Origin of the sequence: Mycobacterium sp. E3305 (assembly GCF_001666785.1) — a bacterium.
In the GTDB taxonomy this organism is placed as follows: Bacteria; Actinomycetota; Actinomycetes; order Mycobacteriales; family Mycobacteriaceae; genus Mycobacterium.
In genome coordinates this window covers 27,950-45,680 of the sequence record NZ_LZJA01000154.1, presented here as the reverse complement: position 1 = coordinate 45,680, position 17,731 = coordinate 27,950, and the positions used below count along the sequence as shown (strand labels likewise).

At 69.9% G+C, this 17,731-nt stretch carries 16 protein-coding genes and 1 pseudogene; 7 read left to right on the top strand and 10 right to left on the bottom strand.

Features of this window, described 5'->3' with window-relative positions:
- Positions 1 to 45: 45 nt before the first annotated feature.
- Both A5701_RS14210 and A5701_RS14205 read right to left on the bottom strand, forming a co-directional pair.
- Positions 46 to 1,473 carry an NAD(P)-binding protein gene (locus A5701_RS14210; RefSeq protein WP_067754386.1) on the bottom strand — a complete coding sequence of 476 codons (1,428 nt, stop codon included), beginning with the start codon at positions 1,471 to 1,473 and terminating at the stop codon, positions 46 to 48.
- 20 nt (positions 1,474 to 1,493) lie between these two features.
- Positions 1,494 to 2,066 carry a TetR/AcrR family transcriptional regulator gene (locus A5701_RS14205; RefSeq protein ID WP_067754589.1) on the bottom strand — a complete coding sequence of 191 codons (573 nt, stop codon included), beginning with the start codon at positions 2,064 to 2,066 and terminating at the stop codon, positions 1,494 to 1,496.
- Between the two features lie 83 nt (positions 2,067 to 2,149).
- On the opposite strand from A5701_RS14205, the gene A5701_RS14200 reads away from it, so the two are divergent.
- The 4 genes from A5701_RS14200 to mmsB all read left to right on the top strand — a co-directional run bounded on the left by A5701_RS14200 (position 2,150) and on the right by mmsB (position 6,681).
- Positions 2,150 to 3,028, top strand: a complete 879-nt coding sequence (locus A5701_RS14200) for an SDR family oxidoreductase (protein WP_067754592.1) — start codon at positions 2,150 to 2,152, stop codon at positions 3,026 to 3,028.
- 85 nt (positions 3,029 to 3,113) lie between these two features.
- Positions 3,114 to 4,634: a CoA-acylating methylmalonate-semialdehyde dehydrogenase gene (locus tag A5701_RS14195; RefSeq protein ID WP_067754384.1), complete on the top strand. Its 1,521-nt coding sequence runs from the start codon at positions 3,114 to 3,116 to the stop codon at positions 4,632 to 4,634.
- Between the two features lie 6 nt (positions 4,635 to 4,640).
- Positions 4,641 to 5,801 (top strand): acyl-CoA dehydrogenase family protein, encoded by a 1,161-nt coding sequence (locus A5701_RS14190; RefSeq protein ID WP_067754382.1) that lies wholly within the window; start codon positions 4,641 to 4,643, stop codon positions 5,799 to 5,801.
- 10 nt (positions 5,802 to 5,811) lie between these two features.
- Positions 5,812 to 6,681 carry a 3-hydroxyisobutyrate dehydrogenase gene (gene mmsB / locus A5701_RS14185; RefSeq protein ID WP_067754380.1) on the top strand — a complete coding sequence of 290 codons (870 nt, stop codon included), beginning with the start codon at positions 5,812 to 5,814 and terminating at the stop codon, positions 6,679 to 6,681.
- Positions 6,682 to 6,684: 3 nt separating this feature from the next.
- On the opposite strand, the gene A5701_RS14180 is transcribed toward mmsB, so the two are convergent.
- Complete coding sequence (locus A5701_RS14180) at positions 6,685 to 7,305, bottom strand: TetR/AcrR family transcriptional regulator (RefSeq protein ID WP_082950150.1); 621 nt, start codon at positions 7,303 to 7,305, stop codon at positions 6,685 to 6,687.
- Positions 7,306 to 7,440: 135 nt separating this feature from the next.
- Here A5701_RS14180 and A5701_RS14175 point away from each other — a divergent pair, with 135 nt between their 5' ends.
- Complete coding sequence (locus A5701_RS14175) at positions 7,441 to 8,310, top strand: alpha/beta fold hydrolase (protein WP_197504980.1); 870 nt, start codon at positions 7,441 to 7,443, stop codon at positions 8,308 to 8,310.
- A 13-nt stretch (positions 8,311 to 8,323) separates the two neighbouring features.
- On the opposite strand, the gene A5701_RS14170 is transcribed toward A5701_RS14175, so the two are convergent.
- From A5701_RS14170 to A5701_RS14150, 5 genes and pseudogenes are all read right to left on the bottom strand, one after another.
- The gene (locus A5701_RS14170) at positions 8,324 to 8,830 is read right to left on the bottom strand and encodes a MarR family transcriptional regulator (RefSeq protein ID WP_067754374.1); all 507 of its coding nucleotides are present in this window, start codon (positions 8,828 to 8,830) and stop codon (positions 8,324 to 8,326) included.
- 11 nt (positions 8,831 to 8,841) lie between these two features.
- Positions 8,842 to 9,892, bottom strand: a pseudogene (locus tag A5701_RS14165) (histidinol-phosphate transaminase); the annotation flags it as partial.
- The gene (locus A5701_RS14160; RefSeq protein WP_067754368.1) at positions 9,892 to 10,902 is read right to left on the bottom strand and encodes a 3-oxoacyl-ACP synthase III family protein; all 1,011 of its coding nucleotides are present in this window, start codon (positions 10,900 to 10,902) and stop codon (positions 9,892 to 9,894) included. The gene A5701_RS14160 and the pseudogene A5701_RS14165, both read right to left, overlap by 1 nt.
- A gap of 4 nt (positions 10,903 to 10,906) precedes the next feature.
- Positions 10,907 to 11,554, bottom strand: coding sequence for a hypothetical protein (locus A5701_RS14155; protein WP_067754365.1), 648 nt, complete (start codon positions 11,552 to 11,554; stop codon positions 10,907 to 10,909).
- On the bottom strand, positions 11,535 to 13,280 hold the full coding sequence (locus A5701_RS14150; RefSeq protein WP_067754362.1) for a thiamine pyrophosphate-binding protein: 1,746 nt from the start codon (positions 13,278 to 13,280) through the stop codon (positions 11,535 to 11,537). The genes A5701_RS14155 and A5701_RS14150 overlap by 20 nt, the downstream gene beginning before the upstream one ends.
- Positions 13,281 to 13,359: 79 nt before the next feature.
- On the opposite strand from A5701_RS14150, the gene A5701_RS14145 reads away from it, so the two are divergent.
- Both A5701_RS14145 and A5701_RS14140 read left to right on the top strand, forming a co-directional pair.
- The gene (locus A5701_RS14145) at positions 13,360 to 14,055 is read left to right on the top strand and encodes an ABC transporter ATP-binding protein (protein ID WP_067754360.1); all 696 of its coding nucleotides are present in this window, start codon (positions 13,360 to 13,362) and stop codon (positions 14,053 to 14,055) included.
- On the top strand, positions 14,055 to 16,544 hold the full coding sequence (locus A5701_RS14140) for an ABC transporter permease (protein WP_067754357.1): 2,490 nt from the start codon (positions 14,055 to 14,057) through the stop codon (positions 16,542 to 16,544). The genes A5701_RS14145 and A5701_RS14140 overlap by 1 nt, the downstream gene beginning before the upstream one ends.
- On the opposite strand, the gene A5701_RS14135 is transcribed toward A5701_RS14140, so the two are convergent.
- Positions 16,531 to 17,157, bottom strand: a complete 627-nt coding sequence (locus A5701_RS14135) for a class I SAM-dependent methyltransferase (RefSeq protein ID WP_067754354.1) — start codon at positions 17,155 to 17,157, stop codon at positions 16,531 to 16,533. The two genes, A5701_RS14140 and A5701_RS14135, sit on opposite strands and share 14 nt — an antisense overlap.
- Positions 17,154 to 17,720, bottom strand: coding sequence for a DUF4389 domain-containing protein (locus tag A5701_RS14130; RefSeq protein WP_067754583.1), 567 nt, complete (start codon positions 17,718 to 17,720; stop codon positions 17,154 to 17,156). Before A5701_RS14130 ends, A5701_RS14135 begins: the two co-directional genes overlap by 4 nt.
- Positions 17,721 to 17,731: the final 11 nt, after the last annotated feature.

Sequence of the window (17,731 nt, the reverse complement as noted above, 5' to 3'; positions counted from 1 at the left end):
GTGCCTCCTCCACCCGATGAATATCGAGCCGGGTTACACCGGGTATCACGGTGCCGCGAGCGAGGTTTGTTCACTGAGCAGTTCGTCGAGTTTGGCGGCGGTGGCCGAGAATACCGACTTGGCGATGCTGAGTATGCGTTCACGGACGCGGGGCTTCGCCGACGCCGGCGGCAACAGGTGGCCGATCAGGTGACCGAACAGGTCCAGGCGCGCCGCGGACATCCAGGCGGTCAGGTCCGGGTCGTCGAGCCAGCGCAACTGATTGGCGTAGTCGGCCCGCGCCAGCCGCAGCCAGTCCGTGTCGGTGTCGGGATGCGGCAACGGCACGCACAGCTCGTTCTTGACCGGGTCGTCGTGATACGCGGCTTCGACGTGGGCGATCAGCGCGGCGCTGAAGATCTGCTGGCAGCCGCGAACGGCTTGCAGCGTGATGTGTCCGGCACCGAAAATGGGTGTCGCCGGCCGCTTTTCGGCGCCGTCGGCGGTGCAGTCGATGTACAGGTCGTCACCGCCGCGCATCACCGTGCCGCCGTCGAGGACGATTCGGTCCGCGTCCACGCGCCGCACGTGGCCCATTCGGACCACGTCGCCGATGCGGCGGAGCTGATCGAGTTCCAGCCGGGTGACGGTCGCGCAGCGGTACATGGTGGGCCGGACCGCCGGGTCGACGCGCAGCAGCAGGCCGGCGTCCTCCTGCCTCGCGAACAGGTCCTCGACCGACGTGGCGTCCCGGATGGCCCGCAGCTGCGCGGTGAAGCTGTTCTTGATGACGTCGGCGAACAACGACCCGGGCTGCATCGTCGCCCGATCCAGCAGCCACGAGTCGCGGGGCACGATCCAGGTCAGCCGCTCCGGCGCGATGCCCTGGCCGAGCAGCCACAGGCACGTGTCGATGCCGGTCTTGCCGGCGCCGACGATCACGTACCGCTGGTGCGCGCCGAGCCGTGGCAGGTCGCCGGGGGGCACGCAGGCGACGCCGGGTGCGACCGCGTAGGGGGGCGGGCGCATGGCCGGCACCGTGACGCGCATGTAGGTGGCGTCGACGACGCGGCGCGCCACGGTGACGGTGTAGTCGTCGCCCGCGAGCGTGGTGAAGCGGCCTTTTGCGCCTTCCTGGCCGCGGTACTCGCTCATCGGGAAGTAGGTGACCCGCCCGGTCGCCAACAGCTGCCGGCGCATCACGTGGTCGTAGTAGGCGCACACCTCCCCGGCGGTGGCCAACTCGTAAAGCCCCTGATTCCAACCGATTCGGTCAATCGAGTCGCTGCCCAGCGGCAGCGAGTTGACGCCGTAGAACGCCGAGGGCTGATGCAGGCGGACGAACGGGTAGGCCATGGTCCAGTGCCCGCCCGGCTGGTGGTTGCGATCGACCAGCACCACGCGGGCGTCCGTCTCGGATACCAGCGTGTCGACGAACGCCATGCCCATGGCGCCCGCGCCGACCACCAGGTAGTCGGCCTCGATGGTGTGCATACGCCTGAAGGCTAGCGCGCTCAGCCGATGTCGGCCGCCGCGGCGCGGAGGTCATCGAGGGCCTTGAGGGCCAATTCGGCGAGGTCCTGGTCGTCGTCCCCGGCAAGCCATTCGGCGTAGGCCTCCTTGAACGCGAGCACGCCCAGCTCGGCGGCCAGGGCCGCGACCCTCTTCGGCACGCCCCGCGCGCGCAACGCGTCGGCCGTGGCCGCGGCGAGGCCGACCTGTTTGAGCGCGTCGCGCTCCTGCAGCTCGGTGCTGCTGGCGATGACGGCCTGCAGCCGGGGACCCAGCTCGCGATTGAACGGCGCCAACGGCCCGGCCGCCCGCTGTAGCCCGGCGGCGACCGCGGCGAGCGGGCTTGCATTCGGGGGCGCCGAGGCGATGCCCTCGGTCAGCAGTCGCGCGAGGGTCTCCTGGCCGGCCGCCAGCACCTCGCGCTTGTCGGGGAAGTACCGGAAGAAGGTGCTTTTCGTCAGGCCGGCCCGATCGGCGATCTCGGCGACGGTGGTCCGGTCGTAACCCTGATCGGAGAACAGCTGCAGGGCGGCGGCGACCAGCCGCGCGCGCGCATCCGGTTCCCAACGGGGCATCCGGTCATCGTAGCGATGCGACATTTGTCCCATCACTCTGCTAGCGTGATGAGACATAAGTCCCATCACTCGAGGAGATGCTCATGCGCGTGTTCGTCACCGGCGCCACCGGCGGGATCGGTTCGGCAGTCGTGCCCGAGCTCATCGGCGCGGGCCACCAGGTCTTGGCGTTGGCGCGCTCCGACGCGTCGGCCCGGGCCGCCCGAGCCCTGGGAGCCGACGTGCTGCCCGGCGATCTTGATGACCCGGACAGCCTGCGCACGGGCGCCAAGGAGTCCGACGGGGTCGTTCACCTCGCCTTCCTGCACTTCGACGATTTCGAGAAGGCGGTCGCCCAGGAAGCCGGCGCGGTCGAGGCGTTCGGCGCCGCGCTCGACGGGACCGGCAAGCCGTTCGTGATGGCGTCGGGCACGCCCCCCGTCCCGGGTCGCGCCTCCACCGAGCGGGATGCGCCACCGACGGAGGGCCCGATCGGCGGGCGTGCCCAAAACGCGCACGCCGCCCTGGAACTGGCCGCCCGAGGCGTCCGTTCGGCGGTGGTCCGCCTCCCCCGCTCCGTCCATCGGGCCGGCGGCCCCTGCGGTTTCGCCTCCCTGCTCGTCGAGGCCGCCCGACGAACCGGGGTGTCCGGATACGTCGGCGACGGCACCCAGCGCTGGCCCGCCGTGCACGTCCTCGACGCCGCCCGCCTGTTCCGCGTGGTCCTTGAGGAGGCCACTCCGGGGACGGTGGCGCACGCCGTCGCCGACGAGGGCGACCCGATGCGCGCGCTCGCCGAGGCGATCGGCGGCCAGCTCGGTCTCCCCGCGGCGTCGGTCCCCGCCGAGCATTTCGGACCCCTGGGCGCCGTCTACGCCCTGGACCAGCCGGCCTCGAGCGAGCTGACCCGCGAGCGATTCGGCTGGCAGCCCACCCATCCGAGCCTGCTGGCCGACCTGGAGGCCGGAAACTACCCCAGCTGAAATACCGCGTCCTTGCGACGCCCGGCGGCGGTTACTAGGATATCCAAGTATCCGCCTCTCACGCGCGTACGAACCCGAGGACACCATGAGCACACAGATCCCCCACTTCATCGACGGGCAGCGCACCGCCGGCCAGTCCAGCCGCACCGCCGACGTCTTCAACCCCAGCACCGGCGAGGTGCAGGCGCAGGTCGCGATGGCCGGCAAGGCCGACGTCGACGCCGCGGTGGCCTCGGCCGTCGAAGCGCAAAAGGATTGGGCCGCATGGAATCCGCAGCGTCGTGCCCGGGTGATGATGCGTTTCATCGACCTGGTCAACGACCACATGGACGAGCTCGCCGAGCTGCTGTCCCTCGAGCACGGCAAGACGCTGGCCGACGCGCGCGGTGACATCCAGCGCGGCATCGAGGTCATCGAGTTCGCCGTCGGCATCCCCCATTTGCTCAAGGGGGAGTACAGCGAGGGCGCCGGCCCCGGCATCGATGTCTACTCGCTGCGCCAGCCCCTGGGCGTGGTCGCGGGCATCACCCCGTTCAACTTCCCGGCCATGATCCCGCTGTGGAAGGCCGGACCCGCTTTGGCGTGCGGGAACGCGTTCGTCCTCAAGCCCAGCGAGCGCGACCCCTCGGTCCCGGTGCGGTTGGCGGAGCTGTTCGGAGAGGCGGGCCTGCCGCCCGGCGTCTTCCAGGTGGTGCACGGCGACAAGGAGGCCGTCGACGCCATCCTGCACCACCCCGACATCCAGGCCGTGGGCTTCGTCGGCAGCTCGGACATCGCGCAGTACATCTACGCGACGGCCGCGGCCACCGGCAAGCGTTCGCAGTGCTTCGGCGGCGCCAAGAACCACATGATCGTGATGCCCGACGCGGATCTCGACCAGGCCGTCGACGCGCTGATCGGAGCCGGCTACGGCAGCGCCGGCGAACGCTGCATGGCGATCAGCGTCGCGGTGCCGGTCGGCGAGCAGACCGCGAACCGCCTGCGCGCCAGGCTGATCGACCGGATCAACAACCTGCGGGTGGGCCACAGCCTGGATCCCAAGGCCGACTACGGTCCGCTGGTCACCGAGGCCGCGCTGGCGCGCGTGCGCGACTACATCGAGCAGGGCGTGGCCGCCGGAGCGGAGATAGTGATCGACGGGCGCGAACGCGCCAGCGACGACCTGACCTTCGACGACGCCAGCCTCGAGGGCGGATTCTTCATCGGCCCAACGCTGTTCGATCACGTCACCCCCGACATGTCGATCTACACCGACGAAATCTTCGGGCCGGTGCTGTGCATCGTGCGCGCCCACGACTACGAAGAGGCGCTGCGGTTGCCGTCGGAGCACGAGTACGGCAACGGCGTCGCGGTCTTCACCCGCGACGGCGACGCCGCGCGTGACTTCGTGTCCCGGGTCCAGGTGGGCATGGTCGGTGTCAACGTGCCGATCCCGGTTCCGGTGGCCTACCACACGTTTGGCGGTTGGAAGCGTTCCGGCTTCGGCGACCTGAACCAGCACGGCCCGGCGTCGATCCAGTTCTACACCAAGGTCAAGACCGTCACGTCGCGGTGGCCGTCCGGCATCAAGGACGGCGCCGAATTCGTGATTCCCACGATGGATTAGGGCACTATGTTCACCCTGAACGACGACGAACGGGTCATCACCGAAACGGCGGCCGCGTTCGCCGCCAAACGAATCGCCCCGCACACGCTGGAATGGGACGCGGCCAAGCACTTTCCGACCGACGTGCTGCGCGAGTCCGCCGAGCTCGGCATGGCGGCGATCTACTGCCGCGAAGACGCCGGCGGCAGCGGGCTGCGCCGGCTAGACGGGGTCCGCATTTTCGAGCAGCTGGCCATCGCGTGCCCGACGATCGCGGCGTTCCTGTCGATTCACAACATGTGCGCGTGGATGATCGACAAGTTCGGCACCGCCGAACAGCGCAAGGCGTGGGTGCCGCGGCTGGCCGCGATGGACGTCATCGCCAGCTACTGCCTCACCGAGCCGGGCGCGGGTTCGGACGCCAGCGCGTTGAGCACGCGCGCCGTCCGCGAGGGCGGCGACTACGTGCTCGACGGCGTCAAGCAGTTCATCTCCGGCGCGGGGGCCTCGGACGTCTACGTCGTGATGGCCAGGACCGGCGGTGAGGGTCCGCGCGGCATCTCGGCCTTCGTCGTCGAAAAGGGCGCGCGGGGGCTGAGTTTCGGTGCGTTGGAAGAGAAGATGGGCTGGCACGCGCAACCCACCGCGCAGGTGATCCTGGAGGGTGTGCGAGTGCCCGCCGAGGCCATGCTGGGTGGCGCGGACGGCGAGGGCGCCGGCTTCGGCATCGCGATGAACGGCCTCAACGGCGGCCGGCTCAACATCGCGGCGTGCTCGCTGGGCGGCGCCCAGTCCGCCTTCGACAAGACGGGCGCCTATGTCCGGGAACGGGCGGCGTTCGGCAAAGCCCTGCTCGACGAGCCCACGATCCGGTTCACCCTGGCCGACATGGCCACCGGGCTGGAAACGTCGCGAATGATGTTGTGGCGGGCCGCGGATGCGTTGGACAACGACGACCCCGACAAGGTCGAGCTGTGCGCGATGGCCAAGCGCTACGTCACCGACACCTGCTTCGAGGTCGCCGACAAGGCCCTGCAGCTGCACGGCGGCTACGGCTACCTGCGCGAGTACGGCCTGGAGAAGATCGTCCGCGACCTACGCGTGCACCGCATCCTGGAGGGCACCAACGAGATCATGCGGGTGGTCGTCGGGAGGGCCGAGGCGGCGCGAGTGCGGGCGAGCGCGTAGAAAGGCGACCATGACGAGCATCGCTTTCCTCGGCCTGGGCAACATGGGCGGACCGATGTCGGCGAACCTGGTGGCGTCGGGGCACACGGTGCGCGGCTTCGATCCGGTGCCCGCGGCCGTCGCCGCCGCGGCCGGCAACGGTGTCACGACGTTCGACAGCGCGGCCGACGCCGTGGCCGGGGCCGACGTGGTGATCACCATGCTGCCCAACGGCGACCTGGTGAAGCGCTGCTACACCGATGTCCTGCCGGCCGCCAAACCGGGCGCGTTGTTCATCGACAGCTCGACCATTTCGGTCAACGACGCCCGCGAGGTACATGCGCTCGCCGAGTCGCATGGCGTGTCGCAGCTCGACGCGCCGGTCTCCGGGGGCGTGAAGGGCGCCGTCGCGGGGACACTGGCGTTCATGGTGGGGGGCGACGACGACGCCCTGGAGCGGGCCCGGCCGGTGCTGGAGCCCATGGCGGGCAAGGTCATTCACTGCGGCGCGGCGGGCGCCGGCCAGGCCGCCAAGGTGTGCAACAACATGGTCCTGGCGGTGCAGCAGATCGCCATCGGCGAGGCGTTCGTCCTGGCCGAGAAACTCGGGCTGTCGGCGCAGTCCCTCTTCGACGTCATCACCGGCGCGACCGGCAACTGCTGGGCCGTGCACACCAATTGCCCGGTGCCGGGCCCGGTGCCCACATCTCCGGCCAACAACGACTTCAAGCCGGGGTTCGCGACCGCCCTGATGAACAAGGACCTGGGCCTGGCCATGGACGCGGTGGCCTCGACCGGGTCGGCGGCGCCGCTGGGCAGGCACGCCGCCGAGATCTACGCCAAATTCGCGGCCGACCACGCCGACAAGGACTTCAGCGCGGTCATCGAGATGCTCCGCTGACGGCTAAGAGCCGTCGTCTGACCGGTGCTCGGCCAGGGCGCCCCGGACGAAGGTGGCAAGGGCGCGCGCGGTCAGGTTGGCTTTCAGCGACCCGTTGGCCGCGCGTTGCAGTGCCAATCCGTGCGAGAGCGCGATTTGGGCGACACCGAATTCATACGGGCTGAGGGTCGATTCGATGCCGAGGCGGTCGAAGTGGAGGCTGATGAGCTCTCCAAGCCGGCGCCGATAGGACTCGTATATGGCACCGAACTCGTCGGCCTTGGCTCCACCGCGCATCGTATAGAGCTGGAATTCGGTGCTGAGTAGGCACCAGCTGCTGTCCTCGCCGAGAACCCGGTAGCGGCGTTCGATCGCCGGCGCCAGGTCGGAGGCGGACTTGATGCGATCAAGGGCGCGCCCCAGAGTGTCGATCTCCGCGTCGAGGTGGCGGCGGATCAGTTCGAGGAACAGGTGGTCCTTGGACTCGAAGTTGGAATAGAAAGCGCCGCGCGAGAATCCGGCCTCTTCGGCGATGACGTCGATCGGCGCCGCTTCGAAACCGACGCGGCAGAACACCCGGCCGGCGGATTCGATGAGCCGTTGCCTGGTTTGTTCGCGTTGCTCGGTCCGGGTCAAGCGAGCCACTCGCTACCTCCTGATCGCGTGTAGGCGCACCATCTGCAGTTGACACCGAGGTGACAGAGATGCATTCTCATACGCAAGTGTATCTTAATTTGCAGATGTATTCGCGCTTTCGGGCCCACCAGAGAGGGTGCACGCGTGATCGACCAGGATGAGGTCCCCCGGGCCGCGGAGTGGATCGAGCAAAACGAGACCCTGACCAGCCGGCGGGGTCACCGCATCGCCTTCCGGCGCCGCGGTGCGGGTCCGACCGTCCTGCTGCTGCACGGCTTTCCGACCTGGTCCTACGACTTCGCAGCCGTGGCCACCGAGCTCGCGCGGGACCACGAGGTCATCACACTGGACTTCCTCGGCTACGGTGCCTCGGACAAGCCCAACCCCTACGAGTATTCGGTGGCGGAATCGGCTGACATCGTCGCGGACCTCGCCGCCCACCTCGGCGTGGCTTCGGTGAAGTTGGTGATTCACGATTACGGCGGAATCGTGGGGCAGGAACTCATCGACCGCGCCAATCGGGGCCGGCTCGGTTTCACCATCGACAGTGTCATCGTCTTGAACTCCGGGATCGTCTACAACGCGTATCGACCGACGCGGCTGCAAAGACTGCTGATCCTGCCGGTCGTAGGCCGAGTGCTGGCCGCCCGCGTCGACCCCGGGCGGGTCCGGTCCGGACTCGACGCCGTGCGCGGATCACGGCTCACCGACACCGAATTCGACGACTTGTGGCTGGGCATGTCGCGTGCAGGCGGTCACAAGCTCGCGCACCTTCTGATCAAGTACAACGCCGAACGGGCGGTCCATCACGATCGGTGGGAGGCCGCATTGGCGAATTGGCCGGGTCCGCTGCATCTGGTGTGGGGGCTTGAGGATCCGGTATCGGGTCGACATGTCCTCGACGCGGCGGCGAAAGTACTGCCCCGCGCCAGGGTGACCAAGCTTGCCGGTGTGGGTCACTACCCGCAGTCCGAAGCCGCACAACGCGTCGCCACGGCCATCCGGGCGGCCTGATCGCCCGACGTGTTCAGAAATCGCCGGCGTCGCGACGCAGCGACTCGATCGACGAAACCAGCGCCCGCGCTTCGCTTTCGGACATCCCGATATCGGCGAACACCTGCTCGTTGAGCGTGACGGTGGCGTCCTCGACCGTCGAGCGGCCCAGCTCTGTGATTTGCACCAGGGTGGTGCGCCCGTCGGTCGGATGCGGCACCCGCTGCACGAGCCCGTCGGCCTCCAGCCGGCGGATCGCGTGGGTCACGCTGGTGACGTGGACCTGCAGGCGGTCGGATGCCTTGGTGATCGGCAGCGCGCCGGTGCGGCTGAACGCCAACAGCCGCAGCAACTCATAGCGGGAGAAGCTCAGGTCGTAGGGACGCAACGCCGTCTCGACGCGGGCCAGCAGGATCTGGTGCGCCCGCATCACCGACGTCACCGCCACCATCCCCTGCGCGACGTCGGCCCACCCGGAGCGCTCCCAGTTGTCGCGCGCCGCGGCGATCGGGTCACGCTTCGGCGGTCGTGAGGCAGCCACGCCCCTTCATACCGCACTTGGCGCGCGAGCGCGGCCTTTCCCCAGCGCGGACAGCACCGCCAGCGTCGACGCGCGGTTGCCCACGGTGATCCGCGCGCCGCCGTCGGGGTAGCAGCGCACCCGCGGGCCGCCGCCGGCGAAGACCTCCTGCCACGGCCCACCCCTCGGGGGCAGGTACATGAAGTTCGCGTGCGCGTCGGTGGTGTAGACGCCCAGCGCGCTCAGCCGCATCCGGAGATAACAGCGCTCGGAGTTGATCATCCGGACCCGTTGCAGCAGTTGGCCTTCCGCGCCGTACGAGGCGGCGACCGCGACCAGACTGGTGATCGGGGCGCCGAACGGCGGTTGCTGGGACCACAGTCTGGCGGCCAGCTCCCGCGATGCCACCGCATATCCGACCCGCAGCCCCGCCAGGCCGTACGCCTTGGAGAAGGTCCGCACCACCACCACATTGGGAAAGCGGGCGAGCAACGCCGACACGGCGATGCGATGCTCGGGCGCGGTGAACTCGATGTACGCCTCGTCGAGCAGGACGGCGGTGTCGCGCGGCACGCGCCGCAGGAACGCCGAAACGGCAGCCGCGGACTCCAGCGTTCCGGTGGGGTTGTGCGGGCGGCACAGCGCCACCACCCGGGCGTCGGCGGCGGCGCGGGCCAGGCCATCGAGGTCGTTGTGACCGTGCTCGTCCAGGGGGACCGTCCGCGGCCGCAGCCGCGCCATCCGCGCCAGGATCGGGTAACCGTCGAAGGTGGGTGCCGACATCGCGATCGTGTCGCCCGGGGCGGTCAGCGCGTGCAGGGCCTGCTGCACGACGCCCGTCGCGCCGGCGCCCGGCACCACCTGCTCGGCGGGCACCCCGATGTGGTCGGCGATCACGGCGCGCAGCCGCTCGGGCAGGAATTCCGGGTAGCGGTGCGCCGCCTGCACCGACCGCATCAGCGCCGATCGGACCTCCGGTAGCGGCGGGAACGGATTCTCGTTGAGCGACAACGCAAGCGGATCCACCGCGGCCGGTAACGGACCGCAGCTGTCGTCGGGGGCCGGGCTTGGGGCGGCCTGCATCAGCCCCGGCCTCCCCAGCGCACGGCCGCCGCACCGGCGAAGTCGCCGGCGTGCGCGAAGGCGGCCATCATGACGACGTCCCCGGCCGCGAGCTGCCCCTCGGAGATCGCGCGGTCCAGGTTGACCGGGATGCCGGCACCGAACAGGTTGCCGCACTCGTCAAAGGTGTCTCGATGCCGTTCGGGGGGCAACTCGAGCGCCTCACGCCAATTGCGCAGGAACACGCGGTTCGGCTGGTTGGTGACCAGCAGGTCGATCTCCTTGGCGGGCAGCCCGATTCGGTCGCACACAGCCAGCGCCACCTCGGGAACCTGGCGATTGCCGCGGGCCAGTACCTTGGTGATCTTGCTCTCGGTGAAGCCGATGCTGCCCTCGCCGGGGCCGGCCTGCCACCACTTGCGGGGCGGGTCGTAGGACAGGGTCATCTCACCGGCGTACTCGCCGTAGGTTCGGCACTCGACGTCGAGGATGGGTGATCGATCGCTTACCGTGACCAGGCCCACGGCCGCCCCGTCGCCGGGCACCGCGGACTGTGCCTTGCGGCGAATGGTCGGCTGATCGAAGAACTGCCCCGCCGCGTTCTGCGCGATGGCGATAAGTGCGGTGTGCCCCGCGCCGGAGGCGAGTAGTTTGCGAGCCACGTTGAGCGCCAACACGAACGCCGCACAGCCGCCGTTGTTCAGGTCCAGCACCCAGGACGGCCGCATGCCCAGCCGGTGCGCGATGCCGCCGCCCTGGCCGTAGAAGGCCATGTCCGGTACCTGGGTGTGGGTGATGAGCACGTCGGCGCCTTCGACCACGTCGTGGCCGTGCCGCTCGATCAGGCCCTGCGCGGCGCGCTCGATCATGTCGATCGAACTCTCGTCCGGCGCGACGTGATGCCGCAACTTCGGGGCGCGGAACATGACGTTCTCGCGAAGGGCGTCGGATTCGGCGAATTGTGCGTAGTAGTCGGCGCCGATCGGCTCGCCGGGCAGATAGGTGGACACGTCGATCAGGCTGACGCTCATGGTGTTACCTCATCCATTTCGGCGTCACCGGCAGGCCGTTGCGGTGGCGGTATTCGGCGATGGCCTTGAGATTCTGCAACTCCAGCGCGTGCCCGGCGCCGAACATGTCCCAGAAGTCGCCCACCCACACCGGGCGCTGTGCCGGCGCGGTCTCCGGGTAGGGGTTGCGGTCGTAGAACGGGTGGTGGCAATTGGTCCACAGCACAACCGATCCCGGCTTGTCCAGGACGACCTGCGCATCGATGACGCGCATCAGGTACACCATCCACAGGTGCTTGCCCTGATCCCACGCGCAGTGGTAGTCGACGGTCCGCGCCTGGGCGTTGGCGACGGTGCGCGTGTAGATCTCGGTCTCCGAACCCAGCCGGTCGTAGGCCAGCCACAGGCCGGGCTCGTCGGTGGTCGTGAAGCCGCGCAGGCTGTAGGTCCACTCCTCGAGGCTGCGGGTATCCGACATGTACTCGTAGAGCTCGTCGGGCGGGCACGCCACGTAATCGTTGACCGTGCAGTACTGGCCGAAGACCTGGTCGTGCGGGTACACCGACCGCATCATCTCCATGATGATCGGGGTCGCCTGCTCCCGCGGGCTGGTCTCGATGCGGACCACGCCGTCGATGGGGGTGGGAATATCCTCAAGCGCTGGCAGCGACATCGGCCCGGTTCTCCTTTACGGTCGAAACCTGTTCTGCAACAACCGCGTTGCTGGGCAGCGCGGCGAGAAATGGTGCGAACGGCGGCATTTCGTCGGCGGTGCACTCGACGCTGACCACAGCCGGGCCCGCAACTTCCAGCGCCACCCGAATCGCCGCGGCGAATTGTGCGGGTTCGCTGACATCTACCGATGTCAGCCCGGGAAACATGGCCGCCAGGCCGCTTCCCAGCGCGCTCGGCCGGAAACGGTTGTAGCTGTAGCGGTCGCCGTAGAACAGCTGCTCGCGGGTCACGCACATGGCGTGGGCGTTGTTGTTGAACAGGACGAACGTCACGGGAAGCTGGTATTGCACCGCCGTGTGCACCTCCAGGCCGTGCATGAAGAACGCGCCGTCGCCCGCGATCACCACGGTGCGTCCGCCGGCCCGACCGCCGTTCGCACGGCCGAACGCCATCCCGATCCCGGCCCCGAAGCTGTAACCCATGCCGCCCATGCCCAGCGCGGCCACGAACCTGCCGCCGCGCCGCGCCGGGAGGTAGTGGATGGCGGCGGCACCGGTGTTGCCGGCGTCGACCACGATGTCGACCGCGTCGGGCAGGGTCCGGTCCAGCACCGCCATGGCGTCGCGGTAACGCACGCCCGGGCCGGGGCAGGCCGGCGGCGTCAGCTCGGTGCGCCGCACCACGTCCGGCACGCGCAGGCCGTTCGGGCGGCCGTGACCGCGTAGCGCCTGGGTCAGCAGGCGCAGCGAGCCGCGCAGGTCGTCGGTGTGCACGTGGGTGCAGCGCGGATGGGGCCGCGCCGACCCGATCGACAGGGTTCGCACGCCGGCCAGGGCGTCGTCCAGGCCGCCGCGCGCGGTGACCGTCAGCCGGGTGCCGACGATCAGGCACACGGAACTGGCGGCCACGGCATCGGCCACGCTGGGGTGGCCCATCACGCCGGTCACCCCGAGCGCCGACGACGACCCGAATCCCGGCGTGCCGGCCACGTCCTTGGCGTCGGGGACGGTGGCCACCCGGGCGCGCAGCAGCGCGCGCAGGTGCTCGAGCTCGGCCCGGGCGTCGTCGCGGGCCACCTGCTCGCCGGCGATGATCGTGACCTGACCGGTGGCCCGGCGCAGTTCCGCGGCGATGACCTGCGGGTTGCCGATCGGCGCGCCGAGGTCGGCCGGACGCTCGGCGCCATCCTCGACGGACACGTGGGCCTGCTGGATGTCCTTGGGCAGCAACAACACCGCGGGGCCGCCGGTGCGCGCGGCGGAGACCGCCCGGGGCAGCGCCGACACGATATCGGCCGGCGCGAGCACCCGCTCGCACGACACCGACACCGCCGAGAACAGCGCCTGGGCATCCAGGGCGCCGTTGCGCCCGCTGGTGTCCTGGAAGCTGCCCCGGCCGTCCATCGTGGTGGGGGCCTGGCCGACCAGGGCCAGCACGGGAACCCGGCTGGCGAACGACTCGCCCAGGCCGGCGACGAGGTTCAGCGCTCCCCCACCGGACGTCGACGCCACCACGCCGAGGCCGGCGCCGCTGCGGCTGTACCCGTCGGCCATGGTGGCCGCCGAGAACTCGTGCTTGGCCAGCACCGCGGTCACCTCGGGCCGGTAGTGCGCGGCGTCGTAGAGGTCCTCGATGTTGGCGCCGTCGACACCGAAGATGTGGTCCACCCCGAGCGCCGCCAGTTGGCCGACGACGTGATCGACCACCCGGTAGTTGCCGAACATGTCTTCAGACACGAACCGGGTTCTTGATCGGTTCACCCCGGCGCGTGAACCGTCTGCGGGCGGCGATCGTGGTGCCTAGATGACCATCGAGCTGCGTGACGTGGTGCGCGAGTACCGGGTCGGCGGTCAAGCGGTGCGGGCGATCGACGGGATCAGCCTGCGCCTCGCGGGGGGCGAGTTCGTGTCGGTGGTCGGGCCCTCCGGCGCCGGTAAGAGCACCTTGTTGCATCTGCTCGGCGCGCTCGACTCCCCGGATTCGGGCTCGATCACGTTCGACGGCGAGGAGATCGGCCGCCTGGGCGACGAACAGCAGTCGCGATTCCGCCACCACCGGGTCGGTTTCATCTTTCAGTTCTTCAACCTGTTGCCGACGCTGTCGGCCTGGGAGAACGTCGCGGTGCCCAAGCTGCTCGACGGTGTCCGGCTGGGCAGGGCGAAGCCCCAGGCGATCCGGTTGCTCGACCGCGTCGGGTTGGGCAACCGCATCGAGCACCGGCCGGCGGAACTGTCCGGCGGCCAGATGCAGCGGGTCGCGGTGGCGCGGGCGTTGATGATGGATCCGCCGCTGATCCTCGCCGACGAGCCCACCGGCAACCTCGACTCGACGACGGGCGCCGCAATCCTGGAGCTGCTCGCCGAGGTGGCACACGAGGACGGCCAAGGGCGGCTGGTGGTGATGGTGACCCACAACGCCGACGCCGCGGCGGCGACCGATCGGGTGATCACGCTGCAGGACGGACGGGTCGGGTCCGACGTGCCGGCGGTCCCCGCGTGATGATCACGGCGGTCGCGAGCCGACTGCGGGTATTCAGCCTGCGTGAACTCGCCGTGCATCGCCGCCGCACGTTCGCGTCGGTCGCCGTAATGGCCGTGTCCGCAACCTATCTGGTCGCGATCTTCGGCATCTTCGGATCGATCACCGGATCGGTCAACCGGCTGGCCGACGGGATCGCCGGTGTGGCCGCACTCGAGGTCTCGGGCAGCACCGACGCCGGGTTTCCCGACACGATACTGGCCGACGTGGCCGCGGTGCCCGGAGTCGCCACGGCGGCGCCGATGATCCGGACCTCCGCGACCACGCCGACCGGTCCGGTGCTGCTGCTCGGCGCGGATGCGAGCACCGCCGCGCTGGGCGGTGCCCTGAAGGACGCGGTCGCACGACCGGTGCAGGCGCTGTCCTCGGCGCCCGACGGGGTCCAGGTCGGGCCACGGGTCGGCTACACGAAAGGCCAGACGCTGCAACTGGGTTCGGGCTCGGTCAGGGTCAGCGAGGTGCTCGCGGGCAAGCAGTTCGCCGATCTCAACGGCGGGCATTACGTCCTCGCACCGCTCGCCCTGGCGCAGAGCGTCAGCGGCCGCCCCGGTCAGCTCGACTCGATACTGATCGCCACCAGGCCGGGCGCCGATGTGGCCGCCGTGCGCGCCGCGGTCACCGCGGCGGTGAACGGTCGCGCCCTGGTCGCCGCCCCGAGCGTTCGGGCCGCCCGCGCCGGCGACGGCGTCAAGCTGATGAACTACATGGCCCTGCTGGGGGCGGCGGTCGCGTTGGTGGTCGGAGCGTTCCTGATCTACACCACGATGACCATGGCGATCACCGCGCGCCGGCCGGTGATTTCCATGCTGCGTGCGATCGGCGGCCGGCGCGTGACGATCGTCGGCGACATGATCGGGGAGGCGGCGACCCTCGGCCTCATCGGCGGCGCCATCGGTTCGGGGCTCGGAATCGTGGCCGGGCACATCGCGATTCGCCGATTGCCCCCGGCGATGACCCAGGGGCTCGAGGCCAGGGTCGAGTATTGGCTGCCGGGCTACGCCATTCCGCTGGCCCTCGCGGCCACGGCGCTCACCAGCGTGGTCGCTTCCGCGATGGCCGCGCGCCAGGTGTACAAGGTCGCGCCGATCGAGGCGCTGGCGCCCGTCGGGGCGTCGGCGGCGGACGTCGTGCCGCGATGGCTGCGTGGCGTCGCCGGGGCCGGCGCCGTCGCCGTGTTCGCCGCGTCGATCTGGATCGTCATCGGCCAGCGCGGCACCCTCGCGTTCGCCGCGATGGCCGCTCTGCTGAGCGCCGAGATCGCGCTCGGCTTCGCGCTCAGCGCCGCCCTCGTCAAGGCAACGGCCGCCACGGCCCGCTCGTTCGGATCGGTCGGGGCGCTCGCGGCGGCCACGGTCGAGCGCGCACCGCGGCGGGTGTGGGCGACGGTGATGACCGTGTGCATCGGTGTGGTCACCACCGTGGTGATCACCGGCACCAACGCCGACATGATCCGCTCGGCCCGCGGCATGTTGTCCCCCGTCGCCGACGCCGCCGTGTGGGTGAGCGCGGATCCCCCCGACAGCTACCCCACCGATCCTCTGCCGCAAGGCCTTTCGGAGCGGGTCGCCGCAGTCCCCGGGGTCGCGCGGGTGACCGAGGGGGCATTCGGGTTCGCCGTCGTCGGGGGCACCCGCGTCCTGCTCGACGGCTTCTCCGGTGGCACCCATGATGCGCTCTTCCGCGCGCTCGACGAACGCCTGCGCGCCGACGTGCTCGCGGGCCGGGGCGTGGTGCTCACCCAGAATCTCGGTGCGACGCTGCATGTCCGCGCCGGCAACCGGCTGCAGTTGCAGACACCGCACGGCCCGCGCGAGGCCGCCGTGCTGGCCCTGGTGCCGTTCTTCTCGACCGTCATCGGCACCGTGGGTATCGATCTCGACCACCTGCGGGCGTGGTTCGACCGCCCGGCCGCGACGACGTTGCAGATCACCGCCGCACCCGGGACGGATCCGAAGCGGCTGCTGTCGGACGTCCGCCGGGTGGTGCCGGCGCCGAACCAGGTGTACGACGGCCGCGCGGCGCTGGCCGGGCTTGAGGCCCCGCTGCATCAGAGCATGTTCATCGCCAACGCCGTGTGGGTCATCGTCGTCGCGGTGGCCGCCGTCGCGCTGCTCAACACGCTGACCCTCTCGGTGACCGAACGCCGCCGCGAGATCGGCGTGCTTCGGGCCATGGGGTCCAGCCGCCGGTTCACCCTGCGGACCGTCCTGGCCGAGGCGGCTGGAATCGGTTTGGTGGGCGGCCTTTTGGGGCTGTTGTTCGGCCTGACCGACCAGTGGCTGTTCAGCCTGATCAGCGGGGACATCATGAATTTTCCGGTCGGCTTCCGCCTGAGCCCGATGGCCCTGGCCTTCACCGCGGGTGCGCTGACGATCTGCTTGCTCGGCTCGCTGCCACCGGCGCGGCGGGCGGCCCGGCTCAACATCATCGAGGCCGTCAGCGTGGACTGAGCGTGGCGAACCCCTGCAGATGGGGCTTGCAGGGGAAGGGGACCGGCGTGCGCGGGATGGTGTGCAGCGCGGTGGTGTCGAACCCGGCCGCGGCGATGGAATCCAGGGTCCGCCGGTTCGGCTCGCATCCGGCGGCCAGCCACGACCACGGCTTCGCGACCAGGTCCTGGAAGCGGCCGGTCGTGCCGTCCCCCCGCACATGCTCGAGGACGACGAGCCTTCCGCCGGGGGTGAGCACGCGGCGGATCTCACCCAGCGTGGCGGCCACGTCGTCGACCGAGCACAACACCAGACCGATGTGCACCGAGTCGAAGCTGTTGTCCGGGAAGGGGATCGACTCACCGGTCCCCTCCACGATGTCGACGGCGACGCCGTGGCGACCGGCGAGCCGGGACGCCATCCGCCGGAACGGCGCCTCCGGCTCCACGGCGGCGACCGACGTCACCGCCGCGGGCAGGAACCTCAGGTCGGTTCCCGGCCCGAGGCCGAGCATCAACAGCCGGCCGGTCGCGTTGCTCAGCGCCGCGCGCCGGTACCGGTGATAGAACAACCGGTCGAAGACCGGCTGGCCGAACCGATATACGTAGGGGAACAACGGATTACGACGAGTCACCGGCCGCCCAGGTCCATCCGGAACGGCGGGTATTCGTCGCGCATCAGGGAAACGTACACGGCCACCCGATACCGCCAGCGGACGATGCCCAGCAAGAGATCGGACATGCCCTCCGGGATGGTCCCGGTGCACAACAGCGTCACCGCGGTGACCACGCACAGCAGCTGCAGCAGCGGCTCCATCGACCAGCAGAGCAGGACCTGCGGGATGGCCAGCAGCCATTTCACCAGCACGGCCCAGTTCTTCAGCCGCTCCGGATAGTCGACCTGCAGATCGCCCGGATAGTCCGGCCGCGACGAGAGCGTGAACGGCGGGTACCTGTCCGTGCTGTTCATCGGGAACCGGAAATTCATCACCCGCCACGACCAGCGCAGCACGCCGACGTTGAAGTCGAAGATCGGCCGCGGGTACCGCCCGGTGAACAGGATGGCGACGCCCGCGACGATTGTCGACAGCGGGTAGATCAGGTACAGCCCGATCAGGATCGGGTAGTGCGGCACCGCCAGCACGCACCACTTCACCAGCCAAAGCCAGCGTGACGGGGCGTCGAAATCGCCTCGCACCCTGACGGATT

Coding starts and splice junctions, on each gene's coding strand:
- A5701_RS14145 (WP_067754360.1), top strand. CDS start 13,360: ATGACCATCGAGCTGCGTGACGTGGTGCGCGAGTACCGGGTCGGCGGT.
- A5701_RS14150 (WP_067754362.1), bottom strand. CDS start 13,280: ATGTTCGGCAACTACCGGGTGGTCGATCACGTCGTCGGCCAACTGGCG.
- A5701_RS14160 (WP_067754368.1), bottom strand. CDS start 10,902: ATGAGCGTCAGCCTGATCGACGTGTCCACCTATCTGCCCGGCGAGCCG.
- A5701_RS14195 (WP_067754384.1), top strand. CDS start 3,114: ATGAGCACACAGATCCCCCACTTCATCGACGGGCAGCGCACCGCCGGC.
- A5701_RS14210 (WP_067754386.1), bottom strand. CDS start 1,473: ATGCACACCATCGAGGCCGACTACCTGGTGGTCGGCGCGGGCGCCATG.
- A5701_RS14190 (WP_067754382.1), top strand. CDS start 4,641: ATGTTCACCCTGAACGACGACGAACGGGTCATCACCGAAACGGCGGCC.
- A5701_RS14205 (WP_067754589.1), bottom strand. CDS start 2,066: ATGCCCCGTTGGGAACCGGATGCGCGCGCGCGGCTGGTCGCCGCCGCC.
- A5701_RS14155 (WP_067754365.1), bottom strand. CDS start 11,554: ATGTCGCTGCCAGCGCTTGAGGATATTCCCACCCCCATCGACGGCGTG.
- A5701_RS14200 (WP_067754592.1), top strand. CDS start 2,150: ATGCGCGTGTTCGTCACCGGCGCCACCGGCGGGATCGGTTCGGCAGTC.
- A5701_RS14140 (WP_067754357.1), top strand. CDS start 14,055: ATGATCACGGCGGTCGCGAGCCGACTGCGGGTATTCAGCCTGCGTGAA.
- mmsB (WP_067754380.1), top strand. CDS start 5,812: ATGACGAGCATCGCTTTCCTCGGCCTGGGCAACATGGGCGGACCGATG.